Raw genomic sequence first — 26,116 nt, 5'->3', positions numbered from 1 at the left:
TTTTTGTTTTGTTTCAAGTTTTCTTTGTTTCAAGTTTCAAGTTAGATTGGAACGTGAAACTTGAAACTTTAAACCTGAAACTATTTTTTATTCTCGAACGTATTTTTCTGTAATAATGCGGTCGATTCCTAATTTTTCTACTTTTTCGATTCCTTTTTGAGTTAAAGTGTCATTTTTAATTTTGACTACAAACTCAAATTTTCCATTTTCCCATTGACGGTTATTAAAGAATTCTAAATTCTCGGTATAAATACTATCCTTCAAAGTATATTTTCCGCCTCCGCCAAAGAATACTGCCGCTGTGCTGTCTTTTCCATTGTTTAAATCATGATTGAAAAAAGCAAAATGAGTATCATTGATAATCTTTATCATTTTTGTTTTTGGATTGAAAGTCGAGAACGTTGAATCTTTTTCTGTCGTTTCTGCTGATATCAAACGCCAGGTTCCTGCGATAGGAAGTACGTTTGATTCTTTCTTAGTTTCACAAGAAGTAAAAAGCATAATAGCGATCAAAAAAGTGATAATGTTTTTCATGGTTTTTTAGTTTTTGTTTTATGGTTAAATGTTTTGTTTCACGTTTCAGGTTTCACGTTCCAACAACTTGAAACTTGAAACCTGAAACAAAAAAAACTTATATTTTTTCCGCCATTTCCAGCGCTGTATTCAAAGCTCTTAATTTATTATAAACTTCCTGCATTTCGCTTTCTTCATCTGAACTTGCAACAATTCCGGCTCCGGCTTGACAATGTAATTGGTGGTTTTTGCTCAGGAAAGTTCGGATCATAATGGCGTGATTAAAGTTTCCTTCAAAATCCATGAAACCAATTGCTCCGCCGTAGAAATTACGATTTGTTTTTTCGTAATCTTCAATCAATTGCATCGCTCTGTGTTTAGGCGCTCCACTTAAAGTTCCTGCCGGAAAAGTATCTGCAACGACTTGCATGGTTGTAGCTTTTTCATGTAAATGTCCTGTTACTTTAGAAACCAAGTGAATTACGTGCGAAAAAAACTGAACTTCTCTGTATTTTTCTACGTTTACATCATGTCCGTTTCTACTTAAATCATTTCTGGCCAAGTCGACTAACATTACGTGTTCGCTGTTTTCTTTTTTATCTTCCGAAAGTTCTTTGGCTAGAATAGCATCGCGTTCGTCATTTCCGGTTCTTTTAAAAGTTCCTGCGATTGGATGAATCTCGGCTTTTCTATTTTTTACAATAATTTGTGCTTCGGGCGAAGACCCAAATATTTTGAAATCTCCATAATCAAAAAAGAACAAATAAGGAGATGGATTAATGCTTCTTAAAGCACGATAAACATTGAATTCGTCACCTTTGAAACCTTGTGTAAAACGACGTGACAATACCAATTGAAATACATCTCCGCGGTAGCAGTGTTTTTTGGCTAAAGCCACATTATGTTTAAATTCCTCATCAGTTAAGTTAGAGAAACCTTCGCCTTCTTTGGTGAATTTGTATGATGCAATATTTCTGGATTGTAATAATTGTTCAATTTCTGAGATATTGTTTCTTCCGTCAACACTATGGCAAAAAATGTAAGCTTCGTTTTTGAAGTGATTGATTGCGATGATATTTTGGTAAACCGCATAAAATACATCCGGAATTAAAGTTGCGCTGTCTTTTTTAGCAATAGAAACTTTCTCGAAGTAACGAACGGCATCGTAAGAAATGTATCCGAATAAACCATTATTGATGAATTTAAAATCATTTTTTTCTGATTTAAACTGACTTGAAAATTCCTGAATTACTTCTGGAATATTTGTCAAAGCATCAATAGCAATTTGTTCTGTTGTTCCGTCAGGAAAAGTTTTTGAGATGATTTCATTTTCGATTTTAATCGTTGCAATCGGGTTGCAGCAGATGTACGAGAAACTGTTGTCATTTCCGTGATAATCACTACTTTCCAGTAATAAACTATTTGGAAATTTGTCTCTTATTTTAAAATAAATACTTACCGGTGTGATCGTGTCTGCCAGAATTTGTTTGTAGTGTGTGTTGAGTATAAAAGGTTTCAAAGTATGTTGTGTTTTAATTTTTAATATATTTTTCGTTTGAATTTGGACCAAAAAAAAAGGCTTGTCGTGATGACAAGCCTTTTATATTTATAGTTTTACAATACCATAGGAAGCTTTGTTCACGACGTTTGACGTAAATTCTTCCACCACCAAGTATTGTTCATTAATGTTTTCATAAATGCAAAAGTTATTTTTTATTTTTCTTTTGATGTGACAAAGATATAAATGTAATTTGAATTAGAATACATAAAATTTCAAAAAAAACTTTTCTAAATCCTGAAATTTGTTAAATTTCAAATAAACAAAAGACTTTTAAAACTTTAATTCCCAATTGCAAGCGTGTTGTTTTGGTTCATTCTAAAATCTGGATTCCCTTTGATATTAGGCGTTGTAAACAATTCACTATTCTTAATCGAAGTATAATCTATTAGTAATGATGGGTCGCTGTAATATTTTTGAATTGCAGGATTTCCGCCGCTTGATTCGCTTGTAATTCCTCCGTTGCAATTGTTAACGATTAGATTTTTGAATGTAATTTTAGATAAATTCGCTGATCCGTCTCCAATATTTGACTCTAATATTACAAAAGGAGTAAAGCCCGAAACAATACTATTTGTTAGATTAAAGAAAGTGCTTTCTCTAATATGAACAGATTCTCTAACAAGCCCTTGATTATTTTCTTCCAGATTTACCATAGTAATGTTGTTAGCATTTATCTTGGTTAATTTCTTGGTCATATCTGTATTTTCAATTTTATCATACGAATCAACTTCAAAACATCTCGAACCCGAAACATCTGAAGAAAACGGATGACGAATTGCAATACTATTGCTGATATTACACTGAACTCCTTGTGTAAAATCGAAATCATCATCTGTAGTTCTATAAGAAACTAAGTTACTCATTACTAAATCTCCACCGTAACTTTCGAATGAATCATCGTTTGAAAAACTAATTTGAATGTTGCTCAAAACTGTTTTTCTTCCAACACCGGCAAGTGAAAGTCCGTTAAGTTCTTTTAATGAGCTTAGTTTTCGACCAGCATATTCGATTCTCACATATTTTATTATCCCCGAATTATCTTCGGCATCCTGACCTCCGTAGTGATTTAACATTGGTTCCAGATCAAAAGGAAGAATATGGATTCCGCCAATTGTATTGATTGGAGCTTTTCCTAAGATGATGATTCCGCCCCAGTCACCAGGTTTTCTTTCTGAAATTTCTTTGTTCGAAGTAAAAACTATAGGATCCGTTTCAAGACCTTCGGCAACAATTTTGGCACCATTTGTAATTACCAGAGTTCCGCAGGTTTTATCATCTCCGCGAATTATTGTTCCCGGTTCTATTGTCAAAACGGCATTATTAGTAACATATACCACACCTACTAATTGGTAAGTGTTTCTTTTTGTTAACCTCATGTCTTTGTCAATCGTACCGGCGATGATATTTGTAGCTTCGCTGTATTCTGTATTTGCAGGTTTAAAATTGGTCCAGTTGTTCATCCAGTTTGAGCTGCCAATAATTCCCTTAGGTTGTTGTTGTGCTTGTAGACAAAAAGTGCTCAGTAAAGTAATAATAGCAATACGTATTTTTGTTTTCATAACGATGATTTTGATTCTAGTTTCGGATTTTTTTTGATCAGCCCAAAAGTAGAAGTCGTATGTTAATCAAAGCCTTGTATGATATTACGAAAGTGTTATCTGAATATTAAGAATGTTATTTTTTTGAAAATAATGTAAAAAGAAGCCCCAATAGTTTTGAACCATTGGGGCTATTCTTATAATATTAAGAATTATGCTGTTTAAAATATTAGAATTTTAAAGCTACAGTTAATTCGAAATCGTCACTGATCGTTTTGTCTCCTAAGTTTTCGAAGAAGTTACCAGAGTTGTATTTAATATCGTATTTAGTTCTGTCAACTTTGAAAGCAGTTGTTGCAGTGTTTCCAGCTACAGTGATATCAAAAGTTACTGGTTTAGTGATACCTTTGATAGTTAAATCAGCAGTTACAGTATAAACGTCAGTTGCTTTAGCTCCGATAGTTTTGAAAACTAATTTTGCAGTTGGGAATTTTTCAGTACCAAAGAAATCAGCTGATTTCAAGTGACCGTTTAATTTTCCTTGGTATTCTCCAGTTAAATCTGTAGAAGTTAAAGAAGTCATATCAACAGTGAAAGAACCACCAGTTAATTTTTTTCCTTTGAAAACTACTGATCCGTCTTTAAAGTTTACAGTTCCAGAGTGTTCTCCAGTTACTTTTTTACCTACCCATTTGATAGTAGATGCTTTTACGTCGATTTTTTTAGTTTGAGCATTTACTGAAATACTAGCCACTGCTACGAATAATGCTATTGCAATTGTTTTTAAATTTTTCATTTTGTTGTAATTGATTTGGATTAATAATAATTATATAGTGATAAATAAATTCTCGTGAGATTTTCTAACTTTTTTGTAGTGTTGTGTATCGTCTTCATTGTGTCTGTAACCCACAGTTGCAATAACAGATGCGTTTAAACCTAATTTGTCAAAACCTAAGATTTCATTGAATGCAGCTGCATTAAAACCTTCCATAGGAGTTGCATCGATTTTTAATTCAGAAGCAGCACTTAATAAAGTTCCTAAAGCGATATAAGTTTGTTTTGCTGTCCAGATGTTTTTAGCCTCAACAGACAAGTTGGCGATAGTACCTTTCATCATGTCGCTGAATCCAGCCAAAGCATCAGCAGGTACACCTCTTGTTTCGCTAATGTTTTGAATGTAAGCATCTACAGATTCTGCTCCGGTATTTAAGTCATTTGCAAAAATGAACAATTGAGAAGCATCTGTAATTTGAGTTTGTCCGTAAGCAGCAGCTTTCAATTGCTCTCTGATTTCAGGATTTTCAACGATAACAACTTTATAAGGTTGTAATCCGTATGATGAAGCACTTAGTCTAACTGCTTCTTTTAGTGTATTTAAATCTGCTGCAGATATTTTTTTGGTAGCATCAAATTTTTTAGTTGCGTATCTCCAGTTTAAATTATCTAATAATGTACTCATAATTTTAAATTTATTTGTTGGTTCTGTATTTTTCTAATAATTGATTTAATAACTCTAATTCTTCTTTACTTATATTCTCAGCAAACAAACGCTCATGCTCATCTACCTTTGGGTCTAATTCTTTCAAAACATCTAATCCTTTTTGAGTGATTAGAACTTCAATTTTACGTCTGTTGCTAGGGCAAACATTTCTTGTAACAAAATCTTTCAGTAATAATTTATCTACCAATCGCGTTGTATTACTTGTTTTTGCCAGCATACGTTCCTGTATCACACACATATTAGCAGGATTTCCTTTTTGTCCTCTTAATATACGTAGCACATTGTATTGTTCTCCGGATAAATCATACGGTTTTATCAACTCGTTGAAATGATCCTGAATCACATTTTGCGTGTACATGATATTCAGAATAACTTTTTTCGCATTATCCATCTTAACTGTACTTTTTATAACCTCTTCAATTGTCATAGTTGTAAGTGTATAATTTGTATGTACAAATGTATGGCTTTTAATATTTGTATATACAAATGTAGTGTTAATTTTTTGTTAATTGAATTAACGTGAAATTATAACTATACAAATCCTATATAATTAATTTAAAAGTAATATAATTTCTTTGATTTGAAATAGTGCTTTTATGATATTTAACGATTGTTTAAAGTGAGTTCATTTGTCAAAGTCTTAAACTTTGACAAAGCTCTTGTGTAAAACGCTACAATTCTTAAGTCTTTAAAACTTTCTGATTTAGTTTTCAGGATAAAAATCTAAAACCTAAAATTTATTATTAGGGCGTGCCACCATCTTGATAAGAGGGCAAAGCTACGCGCATATATGCCCTTTTATCAGGATGCTGTCGGGCTATCCATACTGCTTCGGCAGTTTATTCCTATCCCTCACGCAAGCCCACGATACGAGAAACCCGACAGATTTTTAAAACCTGTCGGGTTTGATAAAGAATAATTTGTATAAGTTTTAAAATAATGAAACTCCAAGTTGCATACGAGTGTATTTTTCTGCTGGATTCCACATAATACCTGCAAAAACAGGAAGTTTATATTGTAGTACTGTAATGTTTTTAGAAGCTTTAAGTCCTGTGTTTACGATACCAAAATTACTATTAGGATCTGTAAGGTATAGATTTGATCTTCCGTCAAGCGAAAATCCTGCTCCCATATAAGCGTCTAATGTTATTTGCTCGTTTTTAATCAACGGATAACCCAGCTCGACATAAGTAGAATATCTGTTCTTGTAATCTAAGTTGGCAGTTAATTCTTTATCATTACCGTAGAGAATAATGTCGGCCTCAACTCGCAAAGGAAATTTTTCAGAAAATCTATAAGAAGTTCTAAGATCAATAAGATGCGTTGTTGTGTTCTTGTCATAATTAAAAACCTCAGGATGCACAACATTTGTAGTATTGAATAAATCCCATAAACCAATTGTTAGTCCTTTATGTTTATATTGAACATAATAATCAACCTCTGTGTATTTGCCGTCAAATCCATTACCACCCCAAACACCAACAGAAAAGTTTTGTTTTTTGTCTAACGCATAATGAATGTCGCCCATAACTGTCATGCTTGGATTAATGATTAATCCTCTCCAGAGATGACTTGTTGTAAGCGTGACATTATAATTTAAGCGGCTGGGTTCTTTAGTTGCAGTGTTTTCTGGCGCTGAGTCTTGGGCATAGCCAGTTAGTCCTATGATCGCAATCATAGAAGAAAGAAGTAATTTTTTCATAAAAATTAAAGAATTTTAATAACTATAATTAATGGAGTGCCAGGTATAATACAGCGGCTAAGCAAGACCCTATTATGGGGCCTACAATAGGGATCCAGGCGTATCCCCAGTTACTGCTTCCCTTTATGGGTAAAATAGCATGCATGATTCTTGGTCCCAAATCTCTTGCCGGATTTATGGCATAACCTGTTGTACCTCCTAAGGATAACCCAATTGCCCAAACGACTATTGCGACAGGAAGAGCTCCTACGGTTCCCAAACCAATTGTTGCATTTGCATCTGATGCAATTGTAAGGCTTGGACCTGCAATATAAAAGATAGAAAAAATTAAAACGAAAGTCGCAATTATCTCACTGATTAAGTTTGAAACATTATTTTTTATTGCAGGCCCCGTAGAAAAACAGGAAAGTTTGGCTCCTTCATCTTCAGTTGCAGCAAAATGGTCTTTGTGAGATAACCATACTAAAAAAGCACCTAACATTGCTCCAATCATTTCGCCGGCAATATAGGTAGGAACCAAATTCCAGCTAAATTTACCAATTAGAGCCAAACCAAGTGTAACTATTGGATTTAAATGTGCTCCGCTAACTGGACCTGCAATAGTTACGCCTACAAAAACGGCAAATGCCCAAGCAGTAGTGATAACAATCCAACCTGAATTGTTTCCGTTCGTGCCTTTAAGATTAACGTTGGCAACAACGCCATTTCCTAATAAAATCATTACCATAGTACCTAAAATTTCTGCTATAAAAGGAGTCATATTTTGATGTTTTTAAGTTTAAATTTTTATTATTCAATCCAGTTTGATGCGCGGCCAACGGCTTTGTCCCAGTTTTTTACAAGTTCATTTACTTTTGCTTTTTCCATTTCTGGAGAAAATACCCTGTCTATAGACCATTGTTCTTTCAGGTCATCAATACTTGACCAGAATCCAACAGCAAGTCCTGCTAAATATGCAGCTCCCAACGCTGTTGTTTCAAGTGTTTTAGGGCGTGTTACAGTTGTACCAAAAATATCTGACTGAAACTGCATTAATAAATTATTATTTGCAGCACCTCCGTCAACTCTTAGTTCTTTTCCTTTGTCGCCAAAATCAGCTTCCATGGCTTTAACTAAGTCATTTACCTGATAAGCAATCCCTTCTAAGGTTGCTCTGGCAATATGAGCATTTGTTGTGCCTCTGGTTATTCCTAATATTGCACCTCTGGCATATTGATCCCAATGTGGAGCTCCTAATCCGGTTAAAGCGGGAACAAAATAAACACCACCGTTGTCAGGAACGCTGGATGCCAAGGTCTCGATTTCTTCAGATGAGTTAATCATTTTTGCGCCATCACGTAACCATTGTACAGCTGCACCTCCAACAAAAACACTGCCTTCTAATGCATAGGTTGTTTTACCGTTTATTTTCCAGGCAATTGTAGTTAATAAATTATTTGTAGAAAGAATTGGTTTTTCACCCGTATTCATTAGCATAAAGCAACCAGTTCCGTATGTGTTTTTTACCATTCCCGGAGTTGTACATAATTGACCAAAAAGTGCCGCCTGCTGATCTCCTGCAACTCCTGCAATAGGAATTTTTGATGCAAATAGAGTAGTAGAGGTTTCTCCGTAAATTTCACTGCTTTCTTTTACTTCTGGTAACATTGCTCTTGGAATGTTGAATAATTCCAATAATTCATTGTCCCATTCTAAGGTATGTATGTTAAATAATAATGTTCTGCTAGCGTTAGAAACATCCGTCATAAATAATTTACTGCGGGTTAATTTCCAGATTAGCCAAGTGTCAACGGTTCCAAAACAAAGTTTTCCTTGTTCAGCTTTTTCACGCGCTCCCGGCACATTATCAAGAATCCATTTTACCTTTGTTCCGGAGAAATAAGCATCCAGAATTAAACCAGTTTTATTTTGGATCATCTCAGCATGTCCCTTTGCTTTTAGCTCGTCGCAATATTTTGCAGTTCTGCGGTCTTGCCACACAATAGCATTATAAACAGGTTCACTGGTTTCTCTGTCCCAAACTATAGTAGTTTCGCGTTGGTTGGTTATTCCAATTGCAGCAACTTCTCTGCCTGATATTCCTACTTTTGCAATTACTTCGGCAGCGACGCTTATTTGCGAAGACCAGATTTCGTTTGGGTCATGTTCGACCCATCCCGGTTTTGGGAAAATTTGTTCAAACGGTTTTTGAGATATGCTTACAATCTCACCTTCATGATTAAAGACAATAGCTCGAGAGGAAGTTGTTCCTTGATCCAGCGCCAGAATTAATTTGTTTTGCATGGTTGTATAATAAAGTATTAATAAAGTTTTATCTGAATTCTGCTAAAAGAAATCCTTTTGAGATCTCTTTAAAATGTGAAATTTCCTTGTATATCCAAGCTTCGTCATGCCCGAGTTCTTTTGCGAGTAATCGCGCTACTTTTTCTGAAGACTCAATTGCTGCTCTGGCATCTAAGAATAATAAACGAACACGTCTTGCCAATACATCGTCAATGGTTCTTGCCATTTCATATCGAACTGCCCAAACTACTTCTGCCATAGTAAATTCATGATCCGGGTGTAGTTTTTCTTTTAATTCAGGTTCGTTTTGCTGCAATTTTATTATTTCAGGAATATCTGAACCATAAATGTATAAGTGATTTTCTCTGTCTAAAGTTGTTGTAGGCTGGTTACCATGAATTGGAAGATGTTCTGTATTACAAGCTTTTTTTGATAATTTGCCTACTTTGATCGCTTTATCGATTATGTCTTCAGAAATTTTTCTGTAGGTAGTCCATTTTCCTCCTGTAATTGTTATTAATCCTGTTTCTGAAACAATAATTTTATGACTTCTTGAAACTTCTTTAGTGCTTTTTCCTTCATCTTCCGGAGCTGCCAAAGGGCGTAAACCGGCATAAACTGATAAAACATCTGCTCTGGTTGGTTTTTTTGCTAAAAATCGTTGTGCAGTTTCAAGTACAAATTCAATTTCACTTTCTAGAGCAATAGGTTCCAAGCTGTGTTTTTTGATTAATGTATCTGTTGTTCCTACTACAATTCTATTGTGCCACGGCACCGCAAATAAAACTCGTCCGTCACTTGTTTTAGGAATCATTAGTGCATGGTCACTTGGTAAGAATGATTTGTCAAACACAAGATGAATACCCTGACTAGGCACGATATATTTTTTGTAAACCGTATCGTTTAGTTTCATAATGGCATTTGTAAAAACTCCGGTGGCATTAATAATAGCAGAGCCTTTTATCTCGTATTTATCACCAGTTTCGTGATCTATTGCTTCTACACCAATAACCTGACCTTTGTCGTCTTTTAATAAGTTTACTACTTTAGTATAGTTTAAAAGACAAGCTCCTTTTTCTACAGCAGTTTGAGCAATGTTTATCGCCAAACGAGAATCATCAAATTGTCCATCATGATAAATAACACCGCTTACCAAACCTTTTTCTTCAACGGTAGGAAGCATTTCTATTGTTTTTTTCTTCGAAATGTATTTTGAACGTCCCAAGCTTAAACGTCCCGCCAGTAAATCATAGATAGTTAGACCAATGGTGTAAAAATAACCGCCCCACCAATTATAATTAGGAATTACAAAAGATTGGTTTTTTACCAAATGACTTGCGTTTTTCGCCATTAATCCTCTCTCTTTTAGTGCTTCTCTCACTAAATGAACGTCACCTTGTTCTAAATAACGAACTCCGCCGTGAACTAATTTTGTACTTCTGCTTGAAGTTCCTTTTGCAAAATCTATTGCTTCGAGTAGAATTGTTTTATAGCCTCTGCTTGCAGCGTCAAGAGCGGTTCCAAGACCACTCGCTCCGCCACCAATTATTATGACGTCCCATTTTTCAGTATTTTTTAGTCTTGATATTTGTTCTGAACGTTTCATATTGCGTCGTTTTGTTTTGTTTTTGTAAGATTAAATTCCTAATAGCAAACTTAACGAAACAAAACGAAACCAAAGCAATAAAACAAGGTTTTTTTTAAAATTATTTTTTGTTGTACATTTAGACCTTGAAAACTTCATATTAAAGGGCTATTATGGTTATTATTAATAAAAGACAGGAAGATATACTTAGGGAGTTGGATCAAAAAGGCCATGTAAACGTGGCGGAGTTATGTGAAACTCACAATGTTTCGACCGTAACAATACGAAAGGATTTAACTTTTCTAGAAAATGAAAACTTGTTGCACCGTACACATGGAGGCGCAAGTAAGCAGCCTATTTATGCTTTTGAAAAAGATGTAAATGATAAAGAAGGTTTGCAGGTTGAACAAAAAAAGCAAATAGCAAAAGAAGCTCTAAAGTACATTCATAATTCAGATTATATCATTTTGGGATCAGGATCTAATATTCATTATCTGGCTCAAATTATTTCCGGATTTCAAAAACTTACTGTAATTACGCCTTCTTTAAAGGTTTCTTTAGAATTAAGTAAAGAAGTAAATGTAGATACAATACAACTTGGTGGGGATATTCGTAAAAGTTCAAATTCGGCAGTTGGACCAATTTCAGAAGCGATTCTAAGTCAATTTTCGTGTAATAAATTGTTTCTGGGAGCAGATGGGCTTCATTTAGATTTCGGATTAAGTACTTCAAATGCTTTGGAAGCGCATCTGAATCAAGCTATGATTTCGGTCGCTGAGAAGGTTATTATTCTGGTAGATTCAACAAAAATGAATGTGAGAGGATTTGGTAAAATATGTAATTTGGATAAAATTGATGTTTTGATTACAGATGATGGTATCGATATCGAAACTAAAACGAAACTAGAAGAAATAGGAGTGGAAGTTATAATTGCTTCAAAATAATATAAAAACAGACTTCATTGTCAAAAATAACCCCGATAAGTTCTGGAAATTTATCGGGTTTTTTTTATACTGTTTGCTCGCGTGAGGGATAGGAGTAAACTGCCGAAGCAGTATGGATAGCCCGACAGCATGGCGATAAGAGGGCGTATATGCGTTTAGTAATTTTGCCCTCTTATCGCGATGGTGGCACGCCCTAATAATAAAAATGAAAAACCCGACAAGTTTTTAAAACTTGTCGGGTTTTTTTCTATATGAAGTAGTTTTAAAGTTCTACAACTTTAAACTAATTTTTTTTCATATGCTTTTCGTGCTGCACCTCTAAAATATACTTCGCCACAATAGGTATAATCTAATTTGTCTAAAATTTTCAACATCGGAACATTGTCAAAGTTAGTATCTACTTTTATACTATATATATTGTGTTCGAGACATAAACCTTCTACGTTTTGAAAAAGTTTTGTTGCAATGCCTTTTCCTTTTGTCAATTTTGAAACTGCTACACGATGTACAACAGCATAATCACCATTAGTAAGCCATTTGCCTTCTATGTCTTCGTAAGCGGGTTCTATGTCGAAAATAATGGCGGCATAACATAAAATAGATTCGTTTTCGGTTAGTACGAAACCGTAACCATTATTTATATCATTTTCAATCGACAGTTCATTTGGATAACCATCTTGCCATTGTTTACTTCCTTCTAGTCGTCTTTGTTCGATAGCATCTTGTATAATTTCCCAAATTTGAGGTACTTCTGAAAGATTTGCTTTTCGTAATAATAATGTATTCATTTTTTTAATGAGGTAATTTATCTTTTATAAGACCGTAAAACCAAGTTCCGGCGATAGCACTTACAAGAGTTACAACAATTACAGTAACTCCGGTTCCAATTTGAGCAAAAAGAGGTCCGGGACAAGCTCCGGTTATTGCCCAGCCAAAACCGAATAATAATCCGCCGTAAATTTGACCTTTGCTAAATGTTTTAGGCTGAATTTCGATTTTTTCGCCTTGAATGGTTTTTATGTTGAATCTTTTAATGATCTGAACTGAGATTATTCCAACTACAACAGCACTTCCAATTACGCCATACATAAAGAAAGATTGCAATTGAAACATTTCCTGAATACGAAACCAACTAATGATTTCGGCTTTTACGAATACGATTCCAAAAAAGATTCCAACGATTAGATATTTCAGGTTTGAGAATCCGGAATCTTTCAATTGGCTTCCGTTAATTCCTTCTGTATCTGTGTTTTTATTTTCTAAATTATTCATTTTTGAAATTTTTAAAGTGAAAGAATATCTAAAGTGAAAGAATATATGGAAGAATCAAATTCGCCATAATAAAACCACCAATCATAAAACAGATTGTAGCTACCAATGAAGGCCATTGCAAGTTTGAAATTCCCATAATTGCATGTCCACTTGTACATCCGCCTGCATAACGTGTTCCAAAACCAACCATAAATCCACCAACAACAATCATAATAAAGCCACGAAGTGTGAATAAACTTTCCCACGAGAAAAGTTCTTTTGGCAATAATCCTGAATGATCAGTGATTCCGTAACCAGCTAATTGCTCTGAAAGTTGCGGTGTAATCTCAACCGCATTTGGATTTGATAAAAAGTAAGCTGCGATCATTCCGCCAAGGAAAATTCCGAAAACGAAAAATAAATTCCAGCTTTCTTTTTTCCAATCGTATTTAAAAAAGGAAATATTCGCCGGAATACATGCGGCACAAATATGTCGCAATGAGGAACTAATCCCGAAAGATTTATTTCCGACAATCAACAAAATAGGAACTGTTAATCCAATTAACGGACCTGCAACGTACCAAGGCCAAGGTTCTTTTATGATTTCTAGTAAACTCATTTTATTTTTTAGGTTCTAAGAGGCAAAGGTTCAAAGGTTCAAAGGCTAAAACCTTTGTCGCTTTGTAACTCTGTACCTTTGTTACTTTTTACTTTAATACCTTACTTTGACAAACGAAATCTGATTTTGGAATATTCGTTTTTGCAATTGCTCCAAAACCACCTTCAATTTCGGTGAAATTTCTGAAACCGCGAGCTTGCAAGATCGAAGCTGCAATCATACTGCGATATCCTCCCGCGCAATGCAAATAAAAATGCTCATTTGGGTTAATGTCTTTTACCCAGTCATTAATAAAAGCAAGTGGTTTGTTGTAAGCTTCATCAATATGTTCAGCGCTGTATTCGGTTTCTTTACGAATGTCGATTACTTTATTTTCTTGAGGTTTAAATTCAGATGCAAATTGATCTGCCGAAATTCGGTTCACCGTATCAATTTCGAAACCTGCTTTTTCCCAAGCTTCAAAACCACCTTCAAGATGTCCGATAATCGAGTCAAAACCTACACGGCTTAAACGAGTTACAGTTTCTTCTTCAAGACCATTTTCTGTTACTAATATAATAGGTTGTTTTACATCGGCAACTAAAGTTCCAACCCACGGAGCAAAATCTCCATTGATCCCTATATTAATTGATTGCGGAATAAAACCTTTGTAGAAATCGCCACTTTTTCTGGTGTCTAAAATTAAAGCTCCGGTTTCTTCGGCAACAGCCTCAAATTCTTCTGCTTTAATAGCTTTCATTCCGTTATGCAAAACCGATTCGAAACTTTCGTAACCGCCTTTATTCATCGCCACATTCATACTAAAATAAGCTGGCGGAGGCAATAAACCATCCGTAACTTCAGTAATAAATTCGGCTTCGGTCATGTTTGCGCGCAAAGCATAATTAGTAGCTTTTTGATTTCCGATAGTCGAAACTGTTTCCTTGCTCATGTTTTTTCCACAAGCACTTCCTGCACCATGCGCAGGATAAACGGTTACATCATCTGCAAGAGTCATGATTTTATCTCTTAAAGAATGAAATAAAATCCCAGCCAATTGATCTTGGGTCATTCCAGCAGCTTTTTGAGCCAAATCAGGACGGCCAACATCACCAATAAATAAAGTATCTCCAGAGAAAATCGCGTAATCTTTTCCGTTTTCGTCAATCAATAAATACGTTGTGCTTTCCATAGTATGTCCCGGAGTATGCAACGCTTTTATAGTAATATTTCCGATCTTAAATTCTTGTCCGTCCTTAGCAGAAATACAATCAAATTCGCAAGCTGCATTTGGTCCGTAAACAATTGGTGCCTGAGTTTCTTTGCTCAAATCGATATGACCTGAAACAAAATCAGCGTGGAAATGCGTTTCAAAAATATATTTCAATTTAACCTGATCACGTTCTAAACGATCAAGATAAGGTTGAATTTCTCTAAGCGGATCAATAATGGCCGCTTCGCCATTTGAAGTAATATAATAAGCACCTTGCGCTAGACATCCGGTGTAAATTTGTTCTATTTTCATGATATGTATTCTAAAAATAAGGGAATACAAAGGTAGCCTAGTTTTTTCTTAAAATAAGTGACTAATGTTACAGAAATTAGATTTTTGTGTAAAAAACAAAAATTTCACCATATAAGTGATATAAGTGAATTTAAGGTAGACTTTAATTATGCGCAAAGCTAAAATGAACTTATATAACTTATATGGTAAAAAGAATAATCTGCGTAATTTTACAACTCTACAAAAATCATTGATATGAACACAGAAGATTTATTGAATCAAATTGCTTTTATAAAAGAGATTGATAAAGTAAAATACATTCAGCGTAAAACAAAGCTTTTTAATAGCGACCGACATGAAAATGATGCTGAACACAGTTGGCATTTGGCTTTGATGGCGATTGTTTTGGCAGAACATTCAAATGAACCGGTTGATGTTTTGAAAGTGGTAAAAATGGTTTTGATACATGATATAGTCGAAATCGACGCCGGAGATATTTTTTTATATGATTCGCAAATAAACCATGATAATACGGAACAAGAACGATTAGCAGCAAATCGTATTTTTGGATTATTGCCTAAAAACCAAGCAGATGAATTGATTTCAATTTGGGAAGAATTTGAAGCAGGAGAAACTAACGAAGCTAAGTTTGCAAAATCTATGGACAGACTAGAACCTTTATTGCAAAATACGTCTAACAATGGTGGAACCTGGAAAGAATTTGGCGTTGGTTATAATAAAGTCTACGAAAAAAAGAGCGTTATAAAAGAAGGTTCTCGGTCTTTATGGAGCTACGCCGAAGGTTTAATAAACGAAAGCGTCGAAAAAGGCATCTTGAAGAATGAGTAAAATTTAAGTATCGAAAACTTTGTCAAAGTTTCAAACTTTGACAAAGTTCTGGTAGACATAAGTGTGATTTGCACTTTTAAATTTGTTGAAAAGTTTAACAAATGTTGAGCGATAAACTTTTTTTTAAGGCAGGAATTTCGGGTTTTAATGGGTAAATTTGTGGGACTTCATAAATAAAATACCACTATGGAAGAAATGCTTTTTTATGACCGAATGCAATTCGCCTTCACAATTACTTTTCATTATCTTTTTCCGCAACTTACAATGGGGCTTTCGCTGATCATTGTTTACTTCAAGTGGAAATATCTTAAAACTCAAAATGAACAATACAATCACGCCACGCATTTCTGGATGAAAATTTTTGCCCTTAATTTTGCAATGGGCGTTGTTACGGGAATTCCTATGGAGTTTCAATTTGGAACCAATTGGGCAAAATTCTCTGAATTAACCGGTGGAATCATCGGTCAGACTTTGGCAATGGAAGGAATGTTTTCATTCTTCTTAGAATCCTCATTTCTTGGAATATTTTTATTTGGAGAAAAACTCCTTGGACATAAATGGCATTTTGTAACCGGCTTACTAATTTGCATTGGTTCCTGGGCAAGCGGATTTTTAATTATAGCTACACATTCGTGGATGCAGAATCCTGTAGGTTACGAAATCCTTGAAAACGGAAAATTTGTGCTGAATAATTTCCAGGCTTTATTCCTGAATCCGTGGTTGTGGCCATCTTATTTACACAATCAGGCAGCTTCATTAGTTACGAGTTCATTTGTTGTGGCGGGAATTGGAGCTTTTTATATTCTGAGTAAAAAGAATGTTTATTTTGGAAAATTATTTCTTAAAACAGGCGTGATCTTCGGATTGATTTCGAGTATAATTGTGGCAGTTCCAACGGGAGATTTACTGGCTAAAAACGTCGTAAAATACCAACCTGTAACTTTTGCCGGAATGGAAGGAATTTTTCATACCGAACAAAAAGGTTCCGAAATTGTTTTAATCGGTCAGCCCGATGTAAAAGACAAAAAACTGGACAATAAAATTGCCGTTCCAAATATCCTGAGTTTCCTTACTTACGGAAATTGGAATCAGGAAATTAAAGGTTTAGATCAATTCGAAGAAGATTTGCATCCAACCAATATTTCAGGATTGTATTATGCGTATCATATTATGGTAGGACTCGGAACTGTATTCATCGGTTTGATGCTGATTTCTCTTTTTCAATTGATTAGAGGGAAATTATTCGAAACCAAATGGATTTTATGGTCGCTTATGTTTATGATGCCATTTCCGTACATTGCTAATACGACAGGCTGGTACACCGCCGAATTAGGCAGACAACCTTGGCTGGTTTATAATTTATTACGAACTGCCGCCGGAGCATCGCCAACAGTTTCTTCCGGAAATACCTTGTTTACTTTGCTGGGTTTTATTGGATTGTATCTTTTACTGGGAATGTTGTTTTTGCTTTTGATTGGAAAAATTATAAATAAAGGACCTCATCAAGAAGTCATAACTGAAAATATATAAGTATGGAATTTTTTTGGTACGTAGTTTTAATGGGAATTCTAGCCGTTTATATTGTCTTAGACGGTTATGATTTTGGGGCAGGAATTATTCATTTATTTTTTGCCAAAACAGAAAAAGATAAAAAAGCAATTACGAGTGCCATTGGTCCGTTTTGGGATGCCAATGAAGTTTGGATAATTGCTGCCGGAGGAGTTTTATTTTTTGCTTTTCCAACTTTATATGCATCTTCTTTCAGCGGATTTTATCTGCCTTTGATTATGATTTTATGGCTTTTAATTTTCCGTGCCATTGGTTTAGAAATGCGCGGTCAGGTTCATCATCCAATGTGGGAATCGATTTGGGATAAAGCATTTGGAATCGCAAGTTTACTTTTGGCTTTATTCTTTGGGATTGCTTTGGGGAATATTGTTCGCGGTGTAAATCTCGGAATGGTGACTAATGGCGTTTCGACACAAGAAGCTCACTTTTTCTTTTTGCCTTTGTGGAATCCAACTTTTAGCCCACAGGCAAATGAATTGGGAATTATCGATTGGTTTACACTCTTTCTGGGAGTTGTGAGTGTTGTCGCTTTGACGATTCACGGCGCAAATTGGATTATTTTCAAAACCAATTCTTCGTTAAATACCCAACTTAAAAATGTGGTTTTTAAACTGAATATTGTTCTTTTGATATTAGTTTTTATTTCACTGCAAATTTGGCATTTTATCGAACCTCAGCCATTTCATAACTTTATAGAAAATCCAATTCTTTGGTTTTTTCCTCTAATGACTTTTGTTGGAATTGTAGGTTTGTTCAAAGTTCGTTCGTATAAAAAAGACGGTCACGGATTTATATTTTCGACTTTGTTTCTGGTTGGTGGATTTGCCTCAACAGCTGTTTCGATTTTTCCGAATGTTTTGCCTTCGACCAATAATGTAAATCCATCTTTAACGATTTATAACACAGCGGCGGGAGAATACGGTTTAAACGCCGGAATGAGCTGGTTTTTTGTTGCTTTGTTTTTAGTGATTGTTTACTTTATTATTCAATACCGTGTTTTTAGCGGGAAGATGGATGATATTGGGTATGGGGAGCACTAGGTTTTTTTGCCACGAATTTCACAAATTTTCACGAATTAATTATATGACTAGCCGTTGGTTTTAACCAACGGTTTTTTAATTTCAAAATATAATGGCCTTAGCCAAATTGTTAAGCATATTTGGCTAAAGCCAAGATAGATTTATTCGATATTCCGTGGGTTGAAACCCACGGCTAGTCAAATGTCAATAATGATTAATTTTTCTAATATGGTTGCTTCGTTCCTCGCAAAGACACATGCTACGTTATTGCGAGGAACGAAGCAATCTCACTATGTATTTCTTTTGGTTTAATTATAACGGACATTTCTATTTACCCAAGTCTGCGTTAGGGATAGGAGCGGTATCCTTTTTTATGGCTTTTTCTGCCATAAAAAAGATATAGCGGATAGCCCGACCGGAGGGAACACCCAAATTATTTATCATAAATTATTTTTTCTAATTTGTTTTACTGTTGTCTTGAACTTAATTATTAGAAACTTTGTAATTGATTTGTTTTTAGTATGTTTGTGAGAAGAACGAATAACTAAACCTACAAAAAATGTATAATTGTTTTGATATAGCAAATTATTTTGTGGAGTTGGCTAAAGAAGAAGGTCAGGGACTTGATCCTATGAAATTGCTGAAGCTGACTTATATTTCGCATGGCTGGTATTTGGGAATTACAGGAAATCCTCTTTTCGAAAATCAAGTACAGGCATGGAAATACGGTTCGGTTATTCCTGATTTGTATTATTCGATCCGAATGTTTGGTAAGGATAATGTTGATCCGTTGTTGCTTAGTATTTCTGCTAAAACTCCATTGCAGGAAGAAGATAAAGAGTTTTTGAAAAAAATCTGGGACAATTATAAAAATCTATCTGGTTTACAGCTTTCGGCGTTGACGCATGAAGAGGGAAGTCCATGGTCGCAAACCTGGGACGGTACGCATGATGTTGTGATTGGAAATGATTTAATTAAAGAATACTACAAGGAAAAATTAAATACTTAATGGAAAGAACTCTAGCAGAAAAATTGACGGATAGTGCTTTAGGAAACGACATCATTAATGTTCCAAAGGATGTAACGAAAGAGGCAGAAAAGGAAGATCATTTGATGAGACCTTATGATCCAAAAAGCCACTCGGAATATATTGAACTAAAAAGATTTGAAATCGAACAGGCAAACGAAAGTTCTGAACGGAAGCTGAGACAGGAAAACGCTAAGAAAGCTTTTGTTTTTTCGTCACGATGGGCTATTTTCATCGCTATTGTAATTCTTTTGCACGGTTTAGGAGCATCGTATAAATTCTTTATTTTGTCGCAAACCGAGTTTCTATTTGTAGTAGGGACTTTAACGACTTCTATTTTTGCGTTTTACACCTTGGTTTTAAGATATTTATTTTACAGAAAACCAAGTCTTAGAAATGCTGAGAAGAAATAGTTTTCGTCTTTTTCAAAGCTCAAAACTTTGACAAAGACTACTTTACAAGTAAAACTAAAACAAAACCTCTTTTGTAATTATATAAAATCCCATTACGAGAACAAACCAGCCAAAAATTGGTTTTAGTTTAGTTCCGTCGATTTTTTTAGAAAGCTGACTTCCTAATAACATTCCTAAAAGTGCCATTGCCGAAACACCTAATAAAAAAGGATAATTAATAGGAGTTCCAATGTATAAATCGCCTCCAAAACCTATCGTAGAATTAATGCTGATAATTAATAACGAAGTTCCTACAGCTTGTTTCATAGGTAATTTTGCAAAAAAGAGCAAGGCAGGAATAATTAAGAATCCTCCGCCAGCACCCAGAAATCCTGTTATGATTCCTACAATGAAACCTATAAAACTTAGTTGAAGGTAATTTGTTTCGGCGCCTTTTATTTCGGGTTGGCTTTTTCGGATCATCGAAATTGCCGCCGTAATCATTAATATCGAAAAGATAATCATAATCAGAAAATCTTTTGAAACTGAATAAGAAGCAACGGAAAATAAGGTCGATGCAATTTGCGGAAAAATAACTTCACGAATAATCAAAATCGAAATCACCGAAGGAATCGCAAAATACAATGCCGATTTCAGTTTTAGATTTCCCATTTTGTAATGGCTGTAACTTCCAAACATGGCAGTTAATCCAACAATAAATAAGGAATAGGAAGTAGCTTGCTCCGGATTTACTTTAAACAAATACACTAAAATAGGAATGGTCAATATCGATCCGCCGCCACCAATTAAACCCAGCGAAATCCCGATAATAATCGAAGCAAAATAACCTAAATATTCCATTGCATTTGTTTTTATGCAAAGGTGGTTTGTAAAAAGAAATCCCACAGTAACATTTATCACATAAGGAATGTGAAATGGTAATGAAAAAAAGTTTTTACCATTAAGAGATTAAGAAAATTAAGTTTAACTGCTTAATTTTCTTTAGTAATCATTAAGATATAAAGACGCTAAACTTAATTTTCTTAATCTCTTAATGGTTCAAATAAAAAAACAAATGTTTTATTTTTTACTTAAAAGTTCGATTTGGTTTCGGTTTAGTTTGACCAAACCTCTTTGTTCCATTTTTTTGAGTAATCGCGAAACAACTTCTCTTGAAGTATTTAATTCGGAAGCAATTTCCTGATGTGACAAATTTACTTCGGTACAACCGCAAGCATCGGAATGTCTTTTGAGGTAAAACTCCAAACGCTCATCCATAGAACGGAAAGCGATATTGTCAACAACTTCGAGGACTTCTTCAAAACGATTTCTATAGGTTTCGATTACAAATTCGTACCACGATCTGTGTTCCATCATCCATTTGTCCATCATTTGCAACGGAATCATCATGACCGAAACATCTTCGACAACTTTTGCCATAATTTGGCTTTTCTCACTTTTGGTTGCACAAATCATCGAAATGGCGCAGGCTTGTCCGGGTTGTAAATAATACATTAAAAATTCGCCGCCATCTTCGCCTTCGCGATAGATTTTGATTTTTCCTTTGGTAATCAAAACGGTATTCTTGATATATTGTCCGGTTCGCATTAAGATCGTTCCTGCTTCAAAATGCTGCAGACTTCCGTTTTCTTCGATTGTCGAAATAAGTTCGGAAGAGAAATTAGGGAATATATTTTTTAATGGGTTTTGCATTGGATTGAGGTTGTTTTTTCGCCACGAATCGCACTAATTTTCACTAATTAAATTGTGCTGTTTTGTGTAATTCTTGACGTTTTTTTTAAATCATTATAATCTTTTAATCTGTGGCAAAAATAAATTTCAACGTAATTAATTCGTGTTTATTCGTGAAATTCGTGGCTTACTTTTTTATCAAATTAAGATTAAAGCACACAATTTTATACAAAGATAGCAGATTGAAATGGTATAAATTGTGAGAAAACTATATTTGAGAGATAAAAGGTCAAATGAAAAAATCCTATTTTCGATCGATTTTATAGACTATATTTTTAAAAATAGTAAGTAAATTTGCCTTTCACTGATTATAATCCTTTCTCTAAAACGTTTTCTGAGAATAATAATCGAAATCGCATTTGGCACGTTTTTAATTAATAGAAACGTCGTAATTTTACAAAAACACATTTATTATGAATTTATCACAAGAAGATTGGGTTAATCAGCTAGCTGCTGATGAGAATGCAGTTATACTTGACGTAAGAACTGAAGACGAATTTAATGACGGCTATATCGAAAATGCTGTAAATATCGACATTAATAAAGGACAAGGTTTTATTTATGAAATCGAAGAATTAGATAAAAACAAAAACTATTATGTGTATTGTCGTTCTGGTGCCAGAAGCGCTAAAGCATGTCAGATTATGAATGAGTTAGGTATAGATAATGCCTACAATCTGCTTGGTGGAATTCTGGACTGGGAAGGGGAAACCGTGAATCCATAAAAGATAGAAGAAGAGGCGCGAAAAGCCTCTTTTTTTGTTTAAAATGCTATTAATAACCAAACATAAATTACCAGATTATGAATTTAATACCCGAAGAATTTCAGATTAAAACCCTTATAAATCAAGATGCTTATCTTGTAAACGGAGAATTAAAACACTGGGCAGGACAAACTACACCTGTTTTTTCTACTATTTCATCTACAGAAAAATATACGCCAACTTTACTGGGATCGATTCCGTTTATGGCAGAGAAAGAAGCTGCTGAAGTTGTTGAAGCTGCAAATGCGGCTTATAATAAAGGACAAGGTTTATGGCCAACTATGAAAGTGGTTGATCGTATTAAATGCATGGAAAATTTCGTAAGACAAATGAAGGAAACCCGCGAAGAAGTGGTTAAACTTTTGATGTGGGAAATTGGAAAGAACCTTGGCGATTCGCAAAAAGAATTTGACAGAACAGTAGAATATATTCATGATACTATTGACAGTTATAAAGAACTAAACGGGCGCAGTGCTCACTTTGAAAAAGTACAAGGTGTAAATGCAATGATTCGCCGTGGACCTCTTGGTGTTGTTTTGTGTCTTGGACCTTACAATTATCCATTAAACGAAACTTTTTCATTGTTGATTCCAGCTTTGATTATGGGAAATACGGTAATCTTCAAACCTGCAAAACATGGTGTCTTATGTATTTCGCCATTATTGGAGGCTTTTAGAAGCAGTTTCCCTAAAGGGGTTATCAATATTGTTTACGGTAGAGGTCGTGAAGTAGCTTCTCCAATCATGAAATCTGGGAAAATTGATGTTTTGGCATTAATTGGAAACAGTAAATCGGCGATTGCTTTGCAGGATCAACATCCAAATAAAAACAGATTGCGTTTGATTTTAGGTTTAGAAGCTAAAAATCCGGCAATTATTTTACCGGATGCCGATTTAGATTTGGCAATCCAGGAATGTATTGCAGGAAGCTTATCGTTTAACGGACAACGTTGTACGGCCCTAAAAGTACTATATGTTCATGAATCTATTGCGGAGGAATTCAACAAACGTTTCTCTGAAAAAGTTGATGCTTTAGTATTTGGAAATCCTTGGGAAAAAGGAGCTTCATTGACACCACTTCCTGAAACCGAAAAACCGGCTTACATTCAGGGATTAATTGACGATGCTACACATAAAGGTGCTAAGATATTGAATGAAAAAGGAGGAAAGCACACTGATAATTATATTTTTCCGGCAGTTTTATATCCTGTAAATAAAAATATGCGTGTATATCATGAAGAACAATTTGGACCTGTAGTGCCAATTATTTCTTTTAAAGATATTAATGAACCGCTTGAAGATATGGCCGAATCTAACTACGGACAACAAGTAAGTTTGTTTGGTAAAGACATCAAAACTTTGGCACCACTTATCGATGCTTTAGTAAATTTAGTTTGTAGAGTAAATTTAAACAGTTCATGTCAAAGAGGTCCGGATGCATTTCCGTTTACAGGCCGTAAAGATTCTGCTGTAGGAACTTTGAGTATTCCAGATGCTTTGCGTTCATTTTCAATTCGTACGTTCGTGGCTTCAAAAGATATCGCTTATAATAATGAAATTCTGCAAGAGCTATTAAATAGCAAAGAATCGAATTTTATAAATACCGATTATATTTTGTAATTCCGAGGTTATATATTAATTGTAGATGCCGTCTTTTTCTTTTAGAATTAGGCGGTTTTTATTTTTTAAGATGTTAAGGATCTAAGTTACTAAGTGGCTAAGTATTTTTTTAATCTTTTGATTTTAATTTAATGTTTAGTTATAATTATTCTTAATTTTATAACGTCAATTTCTTAAAACAAATATTTTTATAACAAATTGTAACTTTAAATGAGAAAATGCCACTAATTATATATTCGATATTAAATCATTAAAATATAAAACCACTTATGGAGAAAAAAACATTCCAATTTGTATTTATTGCCTTATTATTTTTGGCGCAAAATAGCTTTGCGCAAGAGCTTTATATGCCCAGAAATATAAAAGAAGCTTATGCAAAAGGTACTCGTTCTCAGGACGGAAAACCTGGAAAAAATTATTGGCAAAACCACGGAAAATATACGATGGATATTTCTGTAGATCCAAAAACAAAACTAGTTAGCGGAACAGAAACTATTGTTTATGAAAATAATAGTAATGATACTTTAAGAAATCTGGCAATTCGATTTGTAAATAACCTTCATAAACCGTCTTCGCCAAGAAGCGGAACTGTAAGTGATGATTTTTTAAGTAATGGACTTACAATTACTTCTCTTAAAATTGGAGATGACGTTTATAAAGAAGATGCAAAAGGTTGGGGAACTGTTGGAAACGTAAAAATGAACAAACCAATTCTTCCACATTCGAAGGCAACTATTTATATCGATTGGAATTATCCATTGTCTAAAGAGAGTGGAAGAGAAGGACAGATCGACGAAACTACTTTTTTTGTAGCTTATAGTTATCCTCGCGTTTCGGTTTTTGATGATTACAATATGTGGGACCGATTACCACATACTGATCGTCAGGAATTTTACAATGATTTTAATGATTATAGCTATACCGTAAAAGTGCCTAAAAATTATGTGGTTTATGCAACAGGTGATTTACTAAATCCTGATGAAGTTTTGCAACCGGAATTTTCTACACGTTTGAAAAAATCTTATGTTACAGATGAAATTTTACATATTGCAAATGAAACCGAACTAAAAAGCGGCGTAGTTACCAAACAAAATGATTGGAATGTTTGGAAGTTTGAAGCCAAAAATATCTCTGATGTATGTTTTGGGTTAAGTGACCATTATTTATGGGATGCGAGTAGTGTTTTGGTCGATAAAAAAACAAACCGTCGTGCAAGCGTTCAGGCGGCTTATGATGTAAAAGGAACTGATTTTGTGAACTCAGTAAAAAACAATCAATATGCTTTAGATTTCTTTTCGAACAGTTGGCCGGGAGTTCCGTATCCGTTTTCAAAAATGACCGCATTTCAGGGTTTTGCAGATATGGAATATCCAATGATGTGTAATGATTCACAAATGGGAGATCCTGTTTTTGCGCAATTGGTTCAGGATCATGAAGTAGCACATACATATTTTCCTTTTTATATGGGAATCAACGAAACACGTTATGCATTTATGGATGAAGGTTGGGCAACTACTTTCGAATATTTAATTGGAATTGCAGAACATGGTAAAGAAGCTGCAGATAAATTCTATAAAGATTTTAGAGTAAAAGATTATATAAGTGATTTATCTACAGAAGAAGATCAGCCAATAATCACAATGTCTACACAAGTTTCCGGTGCCGGATATGGAAATAATTCATACGGAAAAGCATCTCTTTCTTATCTGGCTTTAAAAGATATGTTGGGAGATGATTTGTTCAAAAAATCATTACACGCTTATATGGACAACTGGAACGGTAAACATCCTATTCCTTGGGATTATTTTAACTCTATAAATACAGCTTCAGGCAGAAATCTGAATTGGTTCTTTAATAACTGGTTTTTTACCAATAATTATATTGATCTTTCAGTAAGAAACGTAGATAAAAACATCGTTTCCGTTGCAAATGAGGGAGGCTTTGCAGTTCCGTTTGATATAGTTATTACTTATCAGGATAATACGAAAGAAACTTTGCATCAAACACCAGCTGTTTGGGAAACAAATCAGAAATTGGCAAAAGTTATTTTGAAAAACAAAAAGCAAATAAAACAAGTTATTTTAGATGGTGGTATCTTTATGGATGCCACACCGGGAAACAATACTTGGACAGCTAATTAATAAA

At 34.5% G+C, this 26,116-nt stretch carries 25 protein-coding genes; 9 read left to right on the top strand and 16 right to left on the bottom strand.

Going from position 1 to position 26,116, the window contains the following annotated elements; genetic code table 11:
- Positions 1-87 precede the first annotated feature (87 nt).
- The 10 genes from CHB81_RS04445 to CHB81_RS04400 all read right to left on the bottom strand — a co-directional run bounded on the left by CHB81_RS04445 (position 88) and on the right by CHB81_RS04400 (position 10,704).
- Complete coding sequence (locus CHB81_RS04445) at positions 88-534, bottom strand: hypothetical protein (protein ID WP_089350691.1); 447 nt, start codon at positions 532-534, stop codon at positions 88-90.
- Positions 535-631: 97 nt separating this feature from the next.
- Complete coding sequence (locus tag CHB81_RS04440; RefSeq protein WP_089350893.1) at positions 632-2,032, bottom strand: anthranilate synthase component I family protein; 1,401 nt, start codon at positions 2,030-2,032, stop codon at positions 632-634.
- Positions 2,033-2,352: 320 nt separating this feature from the next.
- Positions 2,353-3,633 carry a hypothetical protein gene (locus CHB81_RS04435; RefSeq protein WP_089350690.1) on the bottom strand — a complete coding sequence of 427 codons (1,281 nt, stop codon included), beginning with the start codon at positions 3,631-3,633 and terminating at the stop codon, positions 2,353-2,355.
- Between the two features lie 208 nt (positions 3,634-3,841).
- The gene (locus CHB81_RS04430; RefSeq protein ID WP_089350689.1) at positions 3,842-4,408 is read right to left on the bottom strand and encodes a YceI family protein; all 567 of its coding nucleotides are present in this window, start codon (positions 4,406-4,408) and stop codon (positions 3,842-3,844) included.
- A gap of 30 nt (positions 4,409-4,438) precedes the next feature.
- Complete coding sequence (locus CHB81_RS04425; RefSeq protein WP_089350688.1) at positions 4,439-5,071, bottom strand: NAD(P)H-dependent oxidoreductase; 633 nt, start codon at positions 5,069-5,071, stop codon at positions 4,439-4,441.
- Positions 5,072-5,081: 10 nt separating this feature from the next.
- A complete protein-coding gene (locus CHB81_RS04420) occupies positions 5,082-5,540 on the bottom strand; it encodes a MarR family winged helix-turn-helix transcriptional regulator (protein WP_089350687.1) in 459 nt (152 codons plus the stop codon).
- Between the two features lie 504 nt (positions 5,541-6,044).
- Positions 6,045-6,815 (bottom strand): hypothetical protein, encoded by a 771-nt coding sequence (locus CHB81_RS04415; RefSeq protein ID WP_089350686.1) that lies wholly within the window; start codon positions 6,813-6,815, stop codon positions 6,045-6,047.
- Positions 6,816-6,843: 28 nt separating this feature from the next.
- Entirely contained in the window at positions 6,844-7,575 is a 732-nt protein-coding gene (locus CHB81_RS04410) for an MIP/aquaporin family protein (RefSeq protein WP_089350685.1), read from the bottom strand.
- Positions 7,576-7,604: 29 nt separating this feature from the next.
- Positions 7,605-9,098 carry a glycerol kinase GlpK gene (gene glpK / locus CHB81_RS04405; protein WP_089350684.1) on the bottom strand — a complete coding sequence of 498 codons (1,494 nt, stop codon included), beginning with the start codon at positions 9,096-9,098 and terminating at the stop codon, positions 7,605-7,607.
- Between the two features lie 28 nt (positions 9,099-9,126).
- The gene (locus CHB81_RS04400) at positions 9,127-10,704 is read right to left on the bottom strand and encodes a glycerol-3-phosphate dehydrogenase/oxidase (protein ID WP_089350683.1); all 1,578 of its coding nucleotides are present in this window, start codon (positions 10,702-10,704) and stop codon (positions 9,127-9,129) included.
- Between the two features lie 152 nt (positions 10,705-10,856).
- Here CHB81_RS04400 and CHB81_RS04395 point away from each other — a divergent pair, with 152 nt between their 5' ends.
- On the top strand, positions 10,857-11,627 hold the full coding sequence (locus CHB81_RS04395; protein WP_089350682.1) for a DeoR/GlpR family DNA-binding transcription regulator: 771 nt from the start codon (positions 10,857-10,859) through the stop codon (positions 11,625-11,627).
- Between the two features lie 278 nt (positions 11,628-11,905).
- Here CHB81_RS04395 and CHB81_RS04390 read toward each other — a convergent pair whose 3' ends face one another.
- The 4 genes from CHB81_RS04390 to CHB81_RS04375 form a co-directional block, all read right to left on the bottom strand.
- Positions 11,906-12,415, bottom strand: a complete 510-nt coding sequence (locus CHB81_RS04390) for a GNAT family N-acetyltransferase (RefSeq protein ID WP_089350681.1) — start codon at positions 12,413-12,415, stop codon at positions 11,906-11,908.
- A gap of 4 nt (positions 12,416-12,419) precedes the next feature.
- A complete protein-coding gene (locus CHB81_RS04385) occupies positions 12,420-12,899 on the bottom strand; it encodes a DUF6691 family protein (protein ID WP_089350680.1) in 480 nt (159 codons plus the stop codon).
- 28 nt (positions 12,900-12,927) lie between these two features.
- Positions 12,928-13,497: a YeeE/YedE family protein gene (locus tag CHB81_RS04380; RefSeq protein ID WP_089350679.1), complete on the bottom strand. Its 570-nt coding sequence runs from the start codon at positions 13,495-13,497 to the stop codon at positions 12,928-12,930.
- Between the two features lie 88 nt (positions 13,498-13,585).
- Positions 13,586-15,001 carry a rhodanese-like domain-containing protein gene (locus CHB81_RS04375; RefSeq protein ID WP_089350678.1) on the bottom strand — a complete coding sequence of 472 codons (1,416 nt, stop codon included), beginning with the start codon at positions 14,999-15,001 and terminating at the stop codon, positions 13,586-13,588.
- 234 nt (positions 15,002-15,235) lie between these two features.
- Between CHB81_RS04375 and CHB81_RS04370 the strand changes: the two genes are divergently transcribed.
- The 5 genes from CHB81_RS04370 (at position 15,236) to CHB81_RS04350 (ending at position 19,857) form a co-directional block, all read left to right on the top strand.
- Positions 15,236-15,829, top strand: coding sequence for an HD family hydrolase (locus CHB81_RS04370; protein ID WP_089350677.1), 594 nt, complete (start codon positions 15,236-15,238; stop codon positions 15,827-15,829).
- Positions 15,830-16,015: 186 nt separating this feature from the next.
- Complete coding sequence (locus tag CHB81_RS04365) at positions 16,016-17,359, top strand: cytochrome ubiquinol oxidase subunit I (protein ID WP_089350676.1); 1,344 nt, start codon at positions 16,016-16,018, stop codon at positions 17,357-17,359.
- A 2-nt stretch (positions 17,360-17,361) separates the two neighbouring features.
- Positions 17,362-18,438 carry a cytochrome d ubiquinol oxidase subunit II gene (gene cydB, locus CHB81_RS04360; RefSeq protein WP_089350675.1) on the top strand — a complete coding sequence of 359 codons (1,077 nt, stop codon included), beginning with the start codon at positions 17,362-17,364 and terminating at the stop codon, positions 18,436-18,438.
- 538 nt (positions 18,439-18,976) lie between these two features.
- On the top strand, positions 18,977-19,426 hold the full coding sequence (locus CHB81_RS04355) for a Panacea domain-containing protein (protein WP_089350674.1): 450 nt from the start codon (positions 18,977-18,979) through the stop codon (positions 19,424-19,426).
- Positions 19,426-19,857 carry a hypothetical protein gene (locus tag CHB81_RS04350; protein ID WP_089350673.1) on the top strand — a complete coding sequence of 144 codons (432 nt, stop codon included), beginning with the start codon at positions 19,426-19,428 and terminating at the stop codon, positions 19,855-19,857. Before CHB81_RS04355 ends, CHB81_RS04350 begins: the two co-directional genes overlap by 1 nt.
- 54 nt (positions 19,858-19,911) lie before the next feature.
- On the opposite strand, the gene CHB81_RS04345 is transcribed toward CHB81_RS04350, so the two are convergent.
- Together CHB81_RS04345 and CHB81_RS04340 are read right to left on the bottom strand one after the other, a co-directional pair.
- Entirely contained in the window at positions 19,912-20,697 is a 786-nt protein-coding gene (locus tag CHB81_RS04345; RefSeq protein ID WP_089350672.1) for a sulfite exporter TauE/SafE family protein, read from the bottom strand.
- Positions 20,698-20,916: 219 nt separating this feature from the next.
- Positions 20,917-21,549: a Crp/Fnr family transcriptional regulator gene (locus tag CHB81_RS04340; RefSeq protein WP_089350671.1), complete on the bottom strand. Its 633-nt coding sequence runs from the start codon at positions 21,547-21,549 to the stop codon at positions 20,917-20,919.
- A 452-nt stretch (positions 21,550-22,001) separates the two neighbouring features.
- On the opposite strand from CHB81_RS04340, the gene CHB81_RS04335 reads away from it, so the two are divergent.
- The 3 genes from CHB81_RS04335 (at position 22,002) to CHB81_RS04325 (ending at position 26,112) form a co-directional block, all read left to right on the top strand.
- Positions 22,002-22,313: a rhodanese-like domain-containing protein gene (locus CHB81_RS04335; protein WP_089350670.1), complete on the top strand. Its 312-nt coding sequence runs from the start codon at positions 22,002-22,004 to the stop codon at positions 22,311-22,313.
- A 77-nt stretch (positions 22,314-22,390) separates the two neighbouring features.
- Positions 22,391-23,971 (top strand): NADP-dependent glyceraldehyde-3-phosphate dehydrogenase, encoded by a 1,581-nt coding sequence (locus tag CHB81_RS04330; protein WP_089350669.1) that lies wholly within the window; start codon positions 22,391-22,393, stop codon positions 23,969-23,971.
- A 269-nt stretch (positions 23,972-24,240) separates the two neighbouring features.
- On the top strand, positions 24,241-26,112 hold the full coding sequence (locus tag CHB81_RS04325) for a M1 family metallopeptidase (protein WP_089350668.1): 1,872 nt from the start codon (positions 24,241-24,243) through the stop codon (positions 26,110-26,112).
- The last annotated feature ends 4 nt before the right edge of the window (positions 26,113-26,116 follow it).

Source organism: Flavobacterium sp. ov086, assembly GCF_900187965.1.
Lineage (GTDB): Bacteria > Bacteroidota > Bacteroidia > Flavobacteriales > Flavobacteriaceae > Flavobacterium.
Note: the sequence above shows the minus strand (reverse complement) of the source record. Positions and strands in the feature narration are given on the sequence as shown.